Annotated in this window: 16 protein-coding genes; 8 read left to right on the plus strand and 8 right to left on the minus strand. The window is 61.9% G+C overall.

Annotated elements, in window-relative coordinates; translation table 11 throughout:
- The first annotated feature begins 99 nt into the window (after positions 1–99).
- Positions 100–2,004, plus strand: a complete 1,905-nt coding sequence (locus EXN22_RS18755; protein WP_130265476.1) for an alkaline phosphatase D family protein — start codon at positions 100–102, stop codon at positions 2,002–2,004.
- A gap of 28 nt (positions 2,005–2,032) precedes the next feature.
- On the opposite strand, the gene rssC is transcribed toward EXN22_RS18755, so the two are convergent.
- Both rssC and rssB read right to left on the minus strand, forming a co-directional pair.
- The gene (gene rssC / locus EXN22_RS18760) at positions 2,033–2,515 is read right to left on the minus strand and encodes an anti-sigma factor antagonist RssC (RefSeq protein ID WP_038994382.1); all 483 of its coding nucleotides are present in this window, start codon (positions 2,513–2,515) and stop codon (positions 2,033–2,035) included.
- Complete coding sequence (gene rssB / locus EXN22_RS18765) at positions 2,512–3,696, minus strand: two-component system response regulator RssB (protein WP_130265477.1); 1,185 nt, start codon at positions 3,694–3,696, stop codon at positions 2,512–2,514. Before rssB ends, rssC begins: the two co-directional genes overlap by 4 nt.
- A gap of 263 nt (positions 3,697–3,959) precedes the next feature.
- Between rssB and EXN22_RS18770 the strand changes: the two genes are divergently transcribed.
- Positions 3,960–4,259, plus strand: a complete 300-nt coding sequence (locus EXN22_RS18770; protein WP_130265478.1) for a PilZ domain-containing protein — start codon at positions 3,960–3,962, stop codon at positions 4,257–4,259.
- Between the two features lie 53 nt (positions 4,260–4,312).
- On the opposite strand, the gene EXN22_RS18775 is transcribed toward EXN22_RS18770, so the two are convergent.
- On the minus strand, positions 4,313–5,014 hold the full coding sequence (locus EXN22_RS18775) for an MlaA family lipoprotein (RefSeq protein WP_130265479.1): 702 nt from the start codon (positions 5,012–5,014) through the stop codon (positions 4,313–4,315).
- Between the two features lie 191 nt (positions 5,015–5,205).
- Here EXN22_RS18775 and EXN22_RS18780 point away from each other — a divergent pair, with 191 nt between their 5' ends.
- On the plus strand, positions 5,206–5,763 hold the full coding sequence (locus EXN22_RS18780; RefSeq protein ID WP_130265480.1) for a phosphonoacetaldehyde phosphonohydrolase-related protein: 558 nt from the start codon (positions 5,206–5,208) through the stop codon (positions 5,761–5,763).
- A 123-nt stretch (positions 5,764–5,886) separates the two neighbouring features.
- On the plus strand, positions 5,887–6,150 hold the full coding sequence (locus EXN22_RS18785) for a DUF4404 family protein (RefSeq protein WP_130265481.1): 264 nt from the start codon (positions 5,887–5,889) through the stop codon (positions 6,148–6,150).
- 45 nt (positions 6,151–6,195) lie between these two features.
- Here EXN22_RS18785 and queF read toward each other — a convergent pair whose 3' ends face one another.
- A complete protein-coding gene (gene queF / locus EXN22_RS18790; RefSeq protein WP_130265482.1) occupies positions 6,196–7,026 on the minus strand; it encodes an NADPH-dependent 7-cyano-7-deazaguanine reductase QueF in 831 nt (276 codons plus the stop codon).
- Between the two features lie 68 nt (positions 7,027–7,094).
- Positions 7,095–7,604: a cupredoxin domain-containing protein gene (locus EXN22_RS18795; RefSeq protein WP_130265483.1), complete on the minus strand. Its 510-nt coding sequence runs from the start codon at positions 7,602–7,604 to the stop codon at positions 7,095–7,097.
- Positions 7,605–7,760: 156 nt separating this feature from the next.
- On the opposite strand from EXN22_RS18795, the gene EXN22_RS18800 reads away from it, so the two are divergent.
- Positions 7,761–8,441, plus strand: a complete 681-nt coding sequence (locus EXN22_RS18800) for a heavy metal response regulator transcription factor (protein ID WP_130265484.1) — start codon at positions 7,761–7,763, stop codon at positions 8,439–8,441.
- Complete coding sequence (locus EXN22_RS18805; RefSeq protein ID WP_130265485.1) at positions 8,438–9,787, plus strand: heavy metal sensor histidine kinase; 1,350 nt, start codon at positions 8,438–8,440, stop codon at positions 9,785–9,787. Before EXN22_RS18800 ends, EXN22_RS18805 begins: the two co-directional genes overlap by 4 nt.
- 66 nt (positions 9,788–9,853) lie before the next feature.
- Here the strand turns inward: EXN22_RS18805 and EXN22_RS18810 are convergent, their stop codons facing one another.
- From EXN22_RS18810 to EXN22_RS18820, 3 genes are all read right to left on the minus strand, one after another.
- A complete protein-coding gene (locus tag EXN22_RS18810) occupies positions 9,854–11,098 on the minus strand; it encodes a lipoprotein-releasing ABC transporter permease subunit (RefSeq protein WP_130265486.1) in 1,245 nt (414 codons plus the stop codon).
- Between the two features lie 72 nt (positions 11,099–11,170).
- Positions 11,171–11,854 carry a lipoprotein-releasing ABC transporter ATP-binding protein LolD gene (gene lolD, locus EXN22_RS18815; RefSeq protein WP_177414034.1) on the minus strand — a complete coding sequence of 228 codons (684 nt, stop codon included), beginning with the start codon at positions 11,852–11,854 and terminating at the stop codon, positions 11,171–11,173.
- A gap of 7 nt (positions 11,855–11,861) precedes the next feature.
- Positions 11,862–13,112, minus strand: coding sequence for a lipoprotein-releasing ABC transporter permease subunit (locus EXN22_RS18820; RefSeq protein WP_130265488.1), 1,251 nt, complete (start codon positions 13,110–13,112; stop codon positions 11,862–11,864).
- A gap of 94 nt (positions 13,113–13,206) precedes the next feature.
- Between EXN22_RS18820 and EXN22_RS18825 the strand changes: the two genes are divergently transcribed.
- Together EXN22_RS18825 and EXN22_RS18830 are read left to right on the plus strand one after the other, a co-directional pair.
- Positions 13,207–13,794 carry a PilZ domain-containing protein gene (locus tag EXN22_RS18825; RefSeq protein ID WP_130265489.1) on the plus strand — a complete coding sequence of 196 codons (588 nt, stop codon included), beginning with the start codon at positions 13,207–13,209 and terminating at the stop codon, positions 13,792–13,794.
- Between the two features lie 28 nt (positions 13,795–13,822).
- A complete protein-coding gene (locus EXN22_RS18830) occupies positions 13,823–14,545 on the plus strand; it encodes a glycerophosphodiester phosphodiesterase (protein WP_130265490.1) in 723 nt (240 codons plus the stop codon).
- Positions 14,546–14,580 lie beyond the last annotated feature (35 nt).

Here is a 14,580-nt window from a genome sequence, read left to right on the forward strand (position 1 = left end):
CGGCCTTGAGGGCCTCATCGCGGGTCAAGCCCGCTCCCACCATTTCTGTGGGAGCGGGCTTGACCCGCGATGCTTTTGACTTTGCTTTCAGAGATGTTGATGTCTGAATCTTCCGAAATACCCGCTGTACTGGCTGGCCCGCTGCTGCGCCGCCTCGAACCCACGCGGATCGTGTTCTGGCTGGTTGCCTCCAGGCCACTGCAAGCCGAACTGGAACTGAGCTGCGCCGACATTACCGCCACAATCAAGCGCACGGTTGTGCCGATCGGTCGCCACGCCTTCGTCCATCTGCTCGACATCAGCCTCGACAGCCCGCTGCCGAGCGATGAGCAGATCGACTACGACCTCACCCTCGACACCCAGGGCATCGCCCAGTACGCCTCGCACCTGCTCTACCCGGGCGCGCAACGGGCTAGTTTCGTTTTGCGCTCTCACCTTGAGCACTTGCTCCACGGCTCGTGCCGCAAGCCTCATCACCCGGCAGCCGATGGCCTGCTGTGCGCTGACCGCTGGCTGCTGGAAAACCCCGAGCCCTCGCAGCGCCCTGCCCTGCTGATGATGAGCGGCGACCAGGTGTATGCCGACGATGTCGCAGGGCCCATGCTGCGGGCCATTCATGGGCTGATCGAGCGCCTGGGGCTGTTTGGCGAGCACCTGCAAGGTGCAGTGGTCGATGACAGCGCCGCGCTTTACCAGCATCCGGCCAGTTACTACCACCGCGCCGACCTGCTGCCGGCGCTGGAAAGCAACGAAACCCTGCGCGAGCGTTTTTTCGGCGGCGCACGCAAGCCGATTTTCACCAGCAGCAACGCCGACAACCACCTGGTGACCTTCGCCGAAGTCATGGCCATGTACCTGCTGGTCTGGTCACCCGTGCCCTGGACGCTGCTTAAAGTGCAAATGCCGCAAGGCCTGAACACCGAGCGCCAGGCCCGCTATCGCCAGGAGCAACAGCTCATCGACACCTTTGCCAAAGGCCTGGGCGACGTCGCTCGGGTACTGGCGCATGTGCCGAGCCTGATGATCTTCGACGACCACGACATCACCGATGACTGGAACCTGTCGGCGCAGTGGGAAGAAACCGCCTACGGCCATCCGTTCTCCAAGCGCATCATTGGTAACGCCCTGCTCGGCTACCTGCTGTGCCAGGGCTGGGGCAACAACCCGGATGCGTTCACCGAGTTGCTGGAGCACTGCCAGGCCTTCAGCCATAGCGCAGATGCCGATGGCTACCTCGACACGCCCTTGCAGGATGCCCTGATCGACGAGGTGCTGCGCTTTCAGGGCTGGCAGTTTGTCCTGCCGAGCAGCCCGGCACTGCTGGTGCTGGACACCCGCACCCGGCGCTGGCGCAGTGAGAGCAACTTCAACAAGCCCTCGGGCCTGCTCGACTGGGAAGCCCTCAGCGAATTGCAGCAGGCGCTGCTCGACCATCCTTCGGCAATTATCGTTTCTCCGGCGCCGATCTTCGGCGTCAAGCTGATCGAGACCGTGCAGCGGGTGTTCAGTTGGCTGGGTTATCCGCTCCTGGTGGATGCCGAGAACTGGATGGCCCATCGCGGCGCTGCCCAGGTCATCCTCAACATCTTCCGCCATTCACGCACGCCGGGACATTACGTGATCCTCTCCGGCGACGTGCATTACTCGTTTGTCTACGAGGTGCTGATCCGCCACCGCCGGCGCGCCCCGCACCTGTGGCAGATCACCAGCAGCGGCATCAAGAACCAGTTTCCCAAGCGCCTGCTGGATACCTTCGACCGCCTCAACCGCTGGCTGTACTCGCCGCGCTCACCGCTCAACTGGTTTACCAAGCGCCGGCAAATGGAGGTAATACCGCGTACCCCCAGCCACAGCAAAGCCGGCGAGCGACTGTGGAACAGCGCAGGCCTGGGCCAGGTATTTTTCAACCCGCAGGGGCAGCCGGCACGGATTTACCAGCTCAACGCCGACGGCAGCGAAGCGACCGAGTTTCCACCACGGGTCGCTGACTTGAGAGAGATTTGACGGGCACCAGAACGGCGCCCGGCGGTGATCAGGTACGCTCGAGGGCGTTGACCAGATCGTGGAACGCCTCGCGGTTGGAGTCGTTCAGCCCCATGAGGATCTTGTGCGCCTCCAGCACCTTGGAGCGCACCACGTCTTCGTTCTGGTCCTGCGACGGCAGATCGGTCAGGCATTCCGGGCACGGAATCGGCCGGTCAACGATGTTGAACACCTGATCGAACCCCATCGACTGCAACAGCCGGGTGATGTCGGCGTGGGTGGTGACCACCGTTGGCAACAGCCCGACTTTTTGCCGCGACAGGATCGAGAGCTTGGCCAGCAAGCCCAGGGTGGTGCTGTCGATGCTGTGGGTTTCTGTCAGATCGATGACGATCGCCGAAAAATTCAGCGCCGTGAAGATCTTTTCAATCGTCGCATCCAGCGCCGAACACAAGGTCAGGCGCACTTCACCGACAAACTTCAGCACAAAGGTGCCATTCTGTTCGGCGAACTGGATTCTACCCGTACTCATTGAAGGTTCCTGCTCAACACCAATAGGGCGATATCATCCGGCATCTCCCCAAGCGTAGCTAATCCGAATCGTTGGCGCAGCCCATCCAGACTACCGCCTGCGGCCTTGATGATTTCAGGCAGGGCCGCCTCTTTATCTTTGAGTGTGCTACCGGGCAAAAGATCCAGAATGCCATCAGATAGCAGGGTCAGGCTGAACTGCGGCGGCAACTCCAGGATATGGTCCTGGTAGGTGGCCTCCTCGAACAATCCGACCGGTAATCCGCGACCTTCCAGGTAACGGCTCTGGCCCGGGCTGTAGAGCACTGGCAAGGGCAAGTGACCGCCGATGCTGTAGGTCATGATCCCGGTATCTTCGTCGATGACCCCGCCGACCATGGTCACATGCTTGCCCAGCTTGCAGTTGATCAGGCCGCGGTTGATGTGCCCAAGCACTTCCGACGGTTTGAAGTCGCGCAAGTTGCCGCCGCGCTTGAACTCGAACAACAGGCGGGTGGTCATGAACTTCAGCAGCACGGTGACGAACGCCGATGAAGCACCATGCCCGGAAACGTCTGCCAGGTAGAAGGCGATTCGCCGCTCATCCACCCGGAAGTAGTCGGCAAAGTCGCCTGACAGGTACAGCGACGGAATGATCTGGTGCTCGAACGACAGGTCGTCGACCACCCAGGGGCTTTCCGGCAGCATGTTCATCTGCACCTGGCGCCCCGCCGTCTGGTCTTCCTGCAACAGGTGCAGGCTGGCCTCGAGCTCGCGGTTGGCGGTTTCCAGTTTTTCCCGGTAACGCTGGTTTTCCAGCACCAGGCGAGCCCGGTCCAGCGCCCGGCGCACCGAATGCTCGAGCACGGCCAGGTCTTCCAGCGGCTTGATCAGGTAATCGGCCGCCCCCAGGCGCAGGGCCTCGACCGCGTCGTTCATCACCCCGGCACCCGACACCACGATAACCGGCAACTCCGGCGCACGCTCGGTCACCTGCCGAATCAGCTCAAGACCGCCCATTTGCGGCATGCGCAGATCGCAGATCACAAGATCAGGGTGTTCCTGTTCGAAGACCTGAAGGCCCTGCTGGCCATTGCTTGCCTGCAGGACGCTGAAACCACTGTCTTCCAGATAGGCGGCCAGACTCGCACGTACGACGTCGTCGTCATCGATAATCAGCAGCGTTGCACTGGTTTTCTGCATGTGGGCAAACGGCGCCAGGAATAGGTTGGGTGTAGGTGAGCATGGGCCCACGTACTGGGGTTCACTTCGAGCTACGCTTCTATGAGTTGTAGGACATGAAAACCTGTCCGGCAAATAACAGAGGTGCCTTGTAAGGCGCAGACGGTACTCCCATCCGCCGGGCGTTTCAAGGGCACACCGGTGGTCTGCGCTGCTCTTTACAGCTGAAAGCACCGGGAGTTATAAAAACCTCTCCAACCGCAACCCAATGAAAGGATGCAGACATGAGCTCAGGCCGTATGGACCATAGCGAAAAGCGCGATTTCATTCGCATGCGGGTGGATGCCGATGTAAGCCTGATCCATCAGGGTCAAGTCATCTCGGCCGTCTGCCTGGACCTCTCCAGTAGCGGCATGCAGGTCCAGGCACCGCGCCGGTTCCAGGTTGGCGATAGCCTCGAGGTACACATAGACTCCGATCACCCGGCCTTGCAAGGGCTGAAAGCGAGCACCGAAGTGGTCTGGATCGCCGATCAGTCAGACGGTGGGCAAAAGCTCGGCCTGCGCATTCTCAGCATGAAATAAATGCAGACACAAAAAAGGCGACCCTGAGGTCGCCTTCTGTTTACCCGCACTGATCAGAAGTCGTCGACGACTTCGCCATCCTTGACCTTGAATTCGCGGTTCTGCAGATACGCATTGCGAATGAAGATGTATTTATCGCCATTGATCAGTTTTTCTGCCGACAGCAGGCTAGCGCGGGTGTCGACCACATCGACGGCAATCGCCGTGTTGCGGGTCGGAATGTGATCGATATAGCGGTAGGGTTCGGTGTAGGTGTCCGGGTACTTGGCGATGGCATCGCGCACGGTGCTCGGGCCGAGCAACGGCAGCATCACGTACGGGCCGCTGCTCACGCCCCAGTAACCGAGGGTCTGACCGAAGTCTTCGTCATTACGCTGCAGGCCCATCCTGGTGCCGACATCAAAGAAGCCGCCCAGACCGAAGGTGGTGTTGACGATCAACCGCGCGGTGTCGACGCCAGCCGCGTGCGGCTTGAACTGCAGGACGTCGTTAGCCAGATTGGTGACATCGCCCAGGTTGCGGAACATGTTGTGGATGCCATCTTCGAGGAACTGCGGGGTGACCGCCTGATAACCCTTGGCCAGCGGTTTGAGGGCATAGGTGTCGACCGTGTCGTTGAAGCGGAAGATCGGCCGGTTGATGCTTTCCCATGGATCTTCTTCAGTCGCCGCCTGGGCTGCGACTGCAGGCGCCAGCAGCAGACCGGCACAGACACAGGCTCGGGTCATCCGATCAATCAGGCCGATCCTACGCATAGAATTACTCCTCGAACTGGGGCAGACGCCTTGCGTCCTTTGCCGAAAAATGAAGCAAGTATAAAGCCTCTGCTGCTGTTAAGCAGCCTGGCATAAACAGCGTCGCAAAATTGTGAACAAGTGTGTAGCCGTCGCGTCACCAGAAGGTCACAAACCCAGGGTAGCCTGCAGGTTATTTCAGGGACGTTGCCATGCCAGACTCCCCCGCCATTACCGCCCTGCTGTTTGGCCTGCGCGGATGCCTTGTTGATCTGCACGCCACCCCTGAATCGCCCAGCCCTACCCCGGGCGCGCTACCGGCTCTTGACTGGCTGAACCAGCAACAGGTGCCTTGTGCCTGGTTAGATGAGCTTCCGGCCGCAGACGGCACACTGCTGGCCAGTGCCCTGCCGACCTGGCTTCAGGCCTACCCGAATTGCGCAATACCGTGGCCGGCGCCAGACGCCTGCTGGCAGGCATTGATGGGCCTCAAGGCGGAAAAACTCGAGGGCTGCGTGCTGGTCAGCGGCGAGCCGCGCCTGCTGCAATCGGCCCTTAATGCCGGGCTTTGGACCATCGGCCTGGCCAGTTGCGGACGCAGCAACCAGCAGTGGCAGACGCTCAGCCCCCAGGAGCAGGAACGCAAGCGCGGCCAGGCCACCGTGCAGCTGTTCAGCCTTGGCGTGCACTCGGTGATCGATCACCTGGAGGCCCTGGCCGACTGCCTGGCAGATATCGGCCAGCGCCGGCGCAAAGGCGAAAAACCCTGAAACAGCGGTGTTGATCCGGGTCATGCAAAGCGCTGCCGGGTGGATTACTCTGTAGGCAAGGCATGGACCTTTCGCCAGATGGCGAGGTCCATGGCTGTGCCTATCCATAGAGGGAGAACACCCATGCCTGCCCGCGAACTGCAAGAGCAACTCAACGCCCTGCGCGAGCAACTGGAGCAAAATCCACCGCTCTCGCTGGAAGAGCGTGATCACCTGCAACAACTGATGCAGCAAATCGAGGCCGAGATGAAACTCGAGGCTGCGACCCCGGACAACAACCTGGTTGATGGCGTCAACCTCGCCGTAGAACGATTTGAAGTCGAACACCCAGGCCTGACCGCCACCTTGCGCAATATCGTTCAGAGCCTGCAAAGTATGGGCATCTAAGCCCAGCCAAATAAAAAAGCCCCGTCATCGAACGGGGCTTTTTCGTTACTGGCGAACCAGTCGCACGTTCTGCTGGGTCACCTGCCCGGTACTGCGGTACGGGTTGATATCCAGCCCGCCGCGGCGCACGTAACGGGCGTAGACCGTCAGGTGCTCGGGGTTGAGCAGGTTCTTGAGGTCAAGGTAGATGCGCTCGACGCACTGCTCATGGAAATCGGCATGCTGGCGGAAGCTGATCAGGTAGGTCAGCAGGCTGGCATGATCCAGCGCCGCGCCGCGGTATTCCACGGTAACGCTGCCCCAGTCTGGCTGGCCAGTGACTGGGCAGTTGGACTTGAGCAAATGGCTGTGCAGGGTTTCTTCAACAATCTTGGTGCTGTCGCAACGCAGCAGCTCCGGCTGAGGCTGCTCATAGTTGCTGATACTGATATCCAGCTCGTCGATGCACACACCCGGCAAGCCGACCACGCCCTGCCCTTGGACCTCGGCCAGGCTGCGAATCTGCACGCCTACCGGCTTGCCGGCGGCAGCGGACAGGTCCTTGACCAGGCACGCCTGCAGTGCAGCGGGTGATTCGAACACGGTCTGGTTCAGCGAGTTGAGGTACAACTTGAACGACTTCGACTCGATGATGTTCGGCGAATCGGCAGGGATGGCGAACTCGCCGATAGCCACCACCGGCTTGCCCGATGGCAGCAACCAGGACAGCTCGAAGCAGTTCCAGAAGTCGACGCCCAGCCATGGCAGGGTCTGGGCGCTGACGCCCAGTTCGGCCCATTTCGCCGCCCGCGGGATCGGGAACAGCAGCGAAGGGGTATAGGTGGACACGTATTCGCTGGATTTACCCAGCGGAGAATGTTCGGCAGCAGGATGCATGGCTAAAACCTGTAGGAGCAAATGCGCCTAGTTTATCGGTTTTAGGCCATGCATTGGGCAATCGGCTGTTATTGGCCGATGGTCAGCTTGCCGACCATGCCCGCCTGGTAGTGGCCGGGGACGTTGCAGGCAAACTCGATCGGCGTCGACTGGCTGAAAGTCCAGGTCAGTTCGGCGCGTTTGCCCGGCTCGACCATCACCGTGTTCGGGTCGTCATGTTGCATGCTCGCGCCCGGGCTCATGCTGCTATGGTCCATGCCGCCATGGCCCATGGCCGAATGATCCAACTTGCCCTGCATGGCAATCATTTCTTGTTGGTGCTTGGCATGCATCACGGCATCGCCAAGGCTGAACTCATGAACGACCGCGCCCTTGTTGACCAGCACAAAGCGCACGGTTTCCCCGGCTTTGACCTCAAGGTTGCGCGGCTCGTAGTACATATCGCCCATCACCACCTCGACGGTGCGTGTGGCCTTGGCCGCCGCAGCCGGCTGACCGAAGGCATAGGAATGCGCGGGCGATGCCAAGGTTGGCAGGCTGAACAGCGCCAGGGCGCCAGCGATCATCAGGTGTTTCATTTCAAGCCCACTCCAGGGTTGCGACGGTTCGGGCTTCACTGTAGAAAACCGCCGCTGGCAGTCACCTGACAAAAAGATTACAACTTTGTCAGCTTGGCCATCCACCCCGCCCGGCGCGGTATAACCCTCCGGCAATCCACGCAAAAGAGCCAGCCGATGAAACTGTTGATCGTCGAAGACCAGACCAAGACCGGCCAGTACCTGTGCCAGGGCCTCAGCGAAGCAGGCTTCGCCACCGAGCTTGCCAGCGACGGCAACACCGGCCAGCACCTGGCCCTGACCGGCGACTACGACCTGCTGATCCTCGATGTCATGCTGCCCGGTCGCGATGGCTGGCAGATCCTCCAGGCCGTACGCGCCGCCGGCCTGGAAATCCCGGTGCTGTTCCTCACCGCCCGCGACGCCGTCGAAGACCGCGTACACGGCCTGGAGCTGGGCGCCGACGACTACCTGGTCAAGCCTTTCGCCTTCTCCGAGTTGCTGGCGCGGGTGCGCAGCCTGCTGCGGCGTGGCAGCAGCCCGGCGCAGGAAACCACCCTGGGCCTTGCCGACCTGCGTCTGGACCTCATCCGCCGCCGGGTCGAACGCACAGGCCAGCGCATCGACCTGACCGCCAAGGAGTTCGCCCTGCTCGAACTGCTGTTGCGCCGTCAGGGCGAAGTGCTGCCCAAATCCTTGATAGCCTCGCAGGTCTGGGACATGAACTTCGACAGCGACACCAATGTGATCGAAGTGGCGATCCGCCGACTGCGCCTGAAGATCGACGACAGCCATGACAACAAGCTGATCCATACCGTGCGCGGCATGGGCTATGTGCTCGAAGAGCGCGGCGCCTGATGCGCCGCCTGTCCCTGGGCAGCCGCCTGGCCCTGCTGTTTGCCGCCTGCACGGCAGTGGTATCGCTGAGCGCCGGGCTGCTCTTCAGCCGTGCCAGCGCCACCCACTTCATCGAACTCGACCAGCAATTGCTCAACAGTCGCCTGTCGCTGCTACGGCAAATGCTCGACGGCGTGCATGACCCTGCCAGCCTGGCGCCACGCCTGCCCGCCCTGCAAACCGAACTCAGCCATCAGGCCGATTTGGCCGTGCGCATTCGCGGCCGTGATGGGCAGATCTGGTTCGACAGCCAGTCAGGCCTGCCGGATGCACCCCAGGTGCTCGGGCTCAGCACCTTGCACAGCAGCGGCACCGACTTTCGCAGCCTGTGCGTCAAGCTCAACGACGGCGACGCACAACTGACGCTGTTTCTCGACATCACCCACCACCAGCATTTCCTCCAGCGCATGCAGCAGTTGATCTGGCTGACCGTCGGCCTCTCGGCGTTGGCTACCGCACTGCTCGGCGCCTGGGCCGCGCGCAGTGGGCTGCGACCGTTACGGCAAATGGGTGAAGTGGCTTCCGGGGTGTCGGCGCGCTCATTGACCACACGCCTGCCCGAAGGGCAAATGCCGGTGGAGCTGGCGGAACTGGCGCGGACTGTCAACGCCATGCTCGAGCGCCTGGACGATGCCTTCCAGCGTCTGTCGGCGTTCTCCGCCGACATTGCCCACGAGCTGCGCACACCACTGTCCAACCTGCTGACCCACACCCAGGTGACCCTGACCCGGCCGCGTAACCTGGATGAGTACCGCGAAGCACTGCACAGCAACCTCGAAGAACTGCAATGGATGGCGCAGCTGGTCAACGACATGCTTTACCTGGCCAAGGCCGACCACGGTTTGCTAATGCCCAGCCGTCAGCAACTGGCGCTTGAGGATGAGGCCGATGCCTTGCTCGAGTACTACGCCCCCCTGGCCGAAGAGGCCGACGTACAGTTGAGTCGCGAGGGGCAGGCGCCCTTGCACGGTGACCGGCATATGTTGCGCCGGGCGCTGTCCAACCTGCTGGACAATGCCTTGCGCTTTACCCCAGCCGGCGGCGAGATACGCGTGACGATTGAGCAAACGCAGGGTTTGGTGCGCCTGCAGGTGGCCAACCGTGGTGAGCCGATTGACATGGCGTTGCTGGCAAAACTATTTGATCGCTTCTACCGCGCAGACCCGGCGCGGCGCGAAGGCAGCAGCGAGCATGCCGGGCTGGGGCTGGCGATTACCCGCTCGATTGTGCAGGCCCACGGGGGGAGTATTTGGGCAGAGTCGGCTGGGGGCTGGACCCGATTTGTGGTCGATTTGCCGACGGTGTGATACCTATCGCGGGGCAAGCCCGCTCCCACAGGATGGTGATCATCCCTGTGGGAGCGCGATCAGCGATCACTCGTAACGCAAGGCGTACGCCGGCTCTACCTGCGAGGCCCGCCACGCCGGATACAGCGTCGCCAGGAAGCTCATGATCAGGCCGGCGCTGCAGATCAGCGCAACATCACCCCATTGCAGCTCGGACGGCAAGGTACTGATGAAGTACACGTCCGAGGTGAAGATGTGCTGGCCGCTGACCCGCTCCAGCCAGCCGACGATCTGGCTGACGTTCAACGCTGCGATCACCCCCAGCACGCCGCCGATCAAGGTACCGACGATACCGATCAGGCTGCCCTGGACCATGAAGGTACCCATGATCTGCGCCGGAGTTGCGCCAATGGTGCGCAGGATGGCGATGTCGGCGCCCTTGTCGTTGACCACCATGATCAGCGTGGCAATGATGTTGAACGCCGCCACGGCGATGATCAGCAGCAGCAACAGGCCGATCATGGTCTTTTCCATCTTCATGGCGCTGAACAGGCTGCCCTGGGTGTGGGTCCAGTCGTCGGCGCGGTACTGCTCGCCCAGGCTTGCAGTGATGGCCTTGGACACCTGCGGTGCGGCGTACAGGTCCTTGACCTTGAGGCGCACGCCCTGCACCTGGTCAGGTGCCCAGCGTTGCATCTGCGCGGCATCGGCCATGTGCATCAGGCCCAGCGAACCATCGAGCTCGGCACCGACCTTGAACACCCCGACCACGTTCAGGCGCTGCATGCGCGGCGTTATACCGCCCGGCGCGCTGCTGACTTCCGGCACGATCAGGGTCAGCTTGTCGCCGACATTCAGGCGAAAACGCCGCGCGGTGATTTCACCGATGACCACGCCGAACTCGCCCGGCTTTAGGGCTTCGAGGCTGCCCTGAACGATATGCCGGGCCACGATCGAGACCTTGCCCTCCTCGGCCGGGTCGATGCCGCTGACCTGAATCGGCTGCATCGAACCCTTGTAGGAGAGCATGCCCTCCATCTCGGTCAGTGGCGCGGCGGCAACCACTTCAGGGTTTTTCAGGGCCTGGGCCGCCACCGGCCGCCAGTCATCCAGCGGCTGTGCGCCAAGGACGCTGGCGTGCGGCACCATGCCAAGAATGCGCGAACTCATTTCGCGCTGAAAGCCGTTCATCACCGACAGCACCACGATCATCGCCAGCACGCCCAGGGACAGGCCGATCATCGAGGTCATGGAAATGAACGAGATGAAATGGTTGCGGCGCTTGGCGCGGGTGTAACGGGCGCCGATGAAAATAGACAAGGGTCTGAACATGAGTGAAAGCACCCGGGTAAAGAAAAGGAACCAGGTGCCCGCCTGACGTCGACGGGCACAGTGCACGGGCAATCAGATCGGTACCAGGTGCCCGTCTTCCAGACGCAGTACGCGGTCCATCTGGCGTGCCAGGTTGAGATCGTGGGTCACCACCAGAAAAGCTGTTTGCGAGGACGTGCTGAGCTCCTGCATCAAGTCCTGGATGCCCTGGGCAGTGTGATGGTCGAGGTTGCCGGTAGGCTCGTCGAGCATCACCAGCCCCGGCCGGTTGACCAGCGCCCGGGCAATGGCCACGCGCTGGCGCTCGCCACCGGACAGTTCGGCCGGTTTGTGGCTCAGGCGATGGCCCAGGCCCACGCGTTTGAGCAGCGCCTGGGCGCGTTCGCGGGCTTCAGGGATGGCGGTGCGGCCGATCAGCAGCGGCATGCACACGTTCTCAAGCGCAGTGAACTCCGGCAACAGGTGGTGAAACTGGTAGACGAAGCCCAGGGCGCGGTTGCGCAGCAGGCCACGGGCACGCTCGCCCAGCGCCGAGAGTTCTTCGCCGGCCAGCCAGACGCTGCCTTCGGTCGGCGTATCGAGGCCGCCGAGCAGGTTGAGCAAGGTACTCTTGCCCGAACCCGAACTGCCGACGATCGCCACCCGCTCACCCGGGTGCAGCTCCAACTGCAGGCCAGACAAGACCTGGACCTTCTCCGGGCCTTCCTCGTAGGACTTGCCCAGGTTGCGGCAACTCAGCACTGCTTTATCACTCATGCCCAACTCACTCATAACGTAGCGCCTCCGCAGGCTGGGTGCGTGCCGCACGCCAGGCCGGATACAGGGTGGCGAGGAAACTCAGGACCAATGCCGCGCCGCAGACCATCCACACGTCTTCGGCCATGATTTGCGAAGGCAGGTAGTCGATGAAGTAGACGTCGGCATTGAGGAACTTGTGCCCGATCAGGGTCTCGATGCCGGCAATTGCGGCACTGACATTGAGCGCGGCGAAGATACCCACCAGCGCCCCGATCAGGGTACCGACCACGCCAATCACCGTGCCCTGGACCATGAAAATGGCCATGATCTGCCCGGGCGTCGAACCCAGGGTGCGCAAGATGGCAATATCGCCCTTCTTGTCGTTGACCACCATTACCAGGGTAGAAATGATGTTGAACGCCGCCACCGCGACAATCAGCAGCAACAACAGGCCGATCATGGCTTTTTCCATGCGGATCGCCTGGTACAGGTTGCCGTGGCTGCGGGTCCAGTCGCGGGCGTAGAACTCCTGCTCGCCCAGCTTCTGGGCGATGTCCCAGGCCACTCGCGGGGCCTGGAACAGGTCATCGAATTTCAGGCGCAGGCCCTGGACCTGGTCGGCCTTCCAGCGGTGCAGCCGGGACAGGTCGGACAGGTTGGTCAGGCCCAGATAGCCGTCGATTTCACCGGCACCGACATGAAAGATGCCGACCACGGTAAAGCGCTTCATGCGCGGGAACATCCCGGCCGGGGTCACAGTGACCTCGGGTGCGACGAAGGTCAGCTTGTCGCCGACACCGACGCCCAGCTTGGTGGCAGCCTTGTCACCGATCATGATGCCGAAATCGCCGGGGGCCAGGTCATCGAGCTTACCCTCGCGGATAAAGTCGTCGATGATCGAGACCTGGCGCTCCTGGGCCGGATCGATGCCGTTGAGCAGCACCTTCTGCACCTTGCCGTCGTGGGTCAGCAGGCCCTGCATCTGGGTGAAGGGCGCCACCGCCAGAACCTGCGGGTTCTGCTTTACTTGACTGGCAAGGGCGGGCCAGTCGTTGATCGGCTGGCCGGTTTCCAGTGTGGCATGGGGCACCATGCCCAACACCCGGGTGCGCATCTCGTGATCGAAGCCATTCATCACCGACAACACCACGATCATCACGACAACGCCCAGGGCGAGGCCGATCATCGAGGTCAGGGAAATGAACGAGACGAAGTGGTTGCGACGCTTGGCACGGGTATAACGCGTGCCGATGAATACGAAGAGAGGTCTGAACATGTCGGGGCTTGTTCGGAGGAAAGAGGAACGTCCTTGTGGCGGGGCTTGAATAGCAGCTTTACACTCAGACCACCGCCGCTACCATGGGTTCGCCATGTCGACATTAGATGAAGAAGATCGCCGCGAATACTACCGTATCGAGGATCGGATCGCACTGGAAATTAGCCCGTTGAGCGCCTCTGAAGCGCTTGGCACGGACTTGTTGCAAGATACTTCACCGCTATTCAACCTGCTCAGTGAACTGCACTTGAGCGAGTTCGAATCCCAGCACCTGTTGCGCCAGCTCAGTGACAAGGACCGCACCCTGGCCGCCTTTCTCAAGGCCCAGAACAAACGTATCGACCTGCTCAGTGCAGTGGTCGCACAAACCCTGCTCGGGCAGTTGAGCGCGCCACAACCGGTGGTGCTGTCCGAGGGCGGTATCGAATTCAGCCGCGCCGAGGCAGTGGCTGCCGGCGCCCGCGTCGCAGTGAAAATGGTGCTGATGCCACAAGCCCTGGGCCTGCTGCTGCGCGCCAGAGTCACCCATTGTGATCGCAGGGACGATGGCGCCTACGAAATCGGTGCCGAGTTCATCGACACCACCGATGCCCAGCGCCAACTGCTCGCCCGTTACATCCTGCAACGCCAAGCCCAACAACGACGCCAGGCGCTGGAGCAGAACGAACCAAGCGCCTCCTGAGTTTCACTTATTTGTTGAAGGAACACACGTGACCACGATTTACGGCCACCGCGGCGCCAAGGGCGAAGCCCCCGAAAACACCCTCGCCAGCTTCCAGCAGTGCCTCGGGCACGGCGTGCGTCGCTGCGAACTCGACCTGCACCTGTCTGCAGACAACGAGCTGATGGTGATCCACGACCCGAGCCTCAAGCGCACCACCGGCCGACGCGGCAAAGTGGTCGAGCACAGCGCTGCGGACCTTGTGACCTATGATGCGCGCAAGGGCGGCCCGGGCTGGGTCTCACCCTGCCCAGTCCCACGCCTTGAGGAGTTGTTCGAAAAATGCGACTTCGAGCACTGGCAACTGGAGGTCAAGAGTGCCTCGCGCACCCGCGCCGCCACCACCGTGTTGGCCATCCGCGAAATGGCCCAGCAGTTTGGCCTGCTCGACAAGATCACCATTACCTCAAGCTCGCGCGAAGTGCTGGGCGCAGCGCTTGAGCTGACTCCGGATATTTCCAGGGGGCTGGTCGCCGAGTACGCCTGGCTCGACCCACTGAAGGTCGCCCAGAACTATGGCTGCAACTTGCTGGCATTGAACTGGACACTGTGCACCCCCGAGCGCCTGATCAAGGCCCAGCGTCAGGGGTTGCATGTGTCGGTGTGGACCGTCAACGAGCCGGCGCTGATGCGCAGGCTCGCCGACTTCGGCGTAGACAGCCTGATTACAGACTTTCCCGGTTTGGCCAGCGCCACCCTCGAGAATCGCTGAAATCGGTCTCCCCGACCGGCTCAGGCCACCGGCCG

The organism is Pseudomonas tructae (genome assembly GCF_004214895.1).
GTDB lineage: Bacteria > Pseudomonadota > Gammaproteobacteria > Pseudomonadales > Pseudomonadaceae > Aquipseudomonas > Aquipseudomonas tructae.

Excerpts from the sequence above, each read along its gene's own strand:
- EXN22_RS18755 (WP_130265476.1), top strand. The coding sequence starts at position 100 with ATGTCTGAATCTTCCGAAATACCCGCTGTACTGGCTGGCCCGCTGCTG.
- rssC (WP_038994382.1), bottom strand. The coding sequence starts at position 2,515 with ATGAGTACGGGTAGAATCCAGTTCGCCGAACAGAATGGCACCTTTGTG.
- rssB (WP_130265477.1), bottom strand. The coding sequence starts at position 3,696 with ATGCAGAAAACCAGTGCAACGCTGCTGATTATCGATGACGACGACGTC.
- EXN22_RS18770 (WP_130265478.1), top strand. The coding sequence starts at position 3,960 with ATGAGCTCAGGCCGTATGGACCATAGCGAAAAGCGCGATTTCATTCGC.
- EXN22_RS18775 (WP_130265479.1), bottom strand. The coding sequence starts at position 5,014 with ATGCGTAGGATCGGCCTGATTGATCGGATGACCCGAGCCTGTGTCTGT.
- EXN22_RS18780 (WP_130265480.1), top strand. The coding sequence starts at position 5,206 with ATGCCAGACTCCCCCGCCATTACCGCCCTGCTGTTTGGCCTGCGCGGA.
- EXN22_RS18785 (WP_130265481.1), top strand. The coding sequence starts at position 5,887 with ATGCCTGCCCGCGAACTGCAAGAGCAACTCAACGCCCTGCGCGAGCAA.
- queF (WP_130265482.1), bottom strand. The coding sequence starts at position 7,026 with ATGCATCCTGCTGCCGAACATTCTCCGCTGGGTAAATCCAGCGAATAC.
- EXN22_RS18795 (WP_130265483.1), bottom strand. The coding sequence starts at position 7,604 with ATGAAACACCTGATGATCGCTGGCGCCCTGGCGCTGTTCAGCCTGCCA.
- EXN22_RS18800 (WP_130265484.1), top strand. The coding sequence starts at position 7,761 with ATGAAACTGTTGATCGTCGAAGACCAGACCAAGACCGGCCAGTACCTG.
- EXN22_RS18810 (WP_130265486.1), bottom strand. The coding sequence starts at position 11,098 with ATGTTCAGACCCTTGTCTATTTTCATCGGCGCCCGTTACACCCGCGCC.
- lolD (WP_177414034.1), bottom strand. The coding sequence starts at position 11,854 with ATGAGTGATAAAGCAGTGCTGAGTTGCCGCAACCTGGGCAAGTCCTAC.
- EXN22_RS18820 (WP_130265488.1), bottom strand. The coding sequence starts at position 13,112 with ATGTTCAGACCTCTCTTCGTATTCATCGGCACGCGTTATACCCGTGCC.
- EXN22_RS18825 (WP_130265489.1), top strand. The coding sequence starts at position 13,207 with ATGTCGACATTAGATGAAGAAGATCGCCGCGAATACTACCGTATCGAG.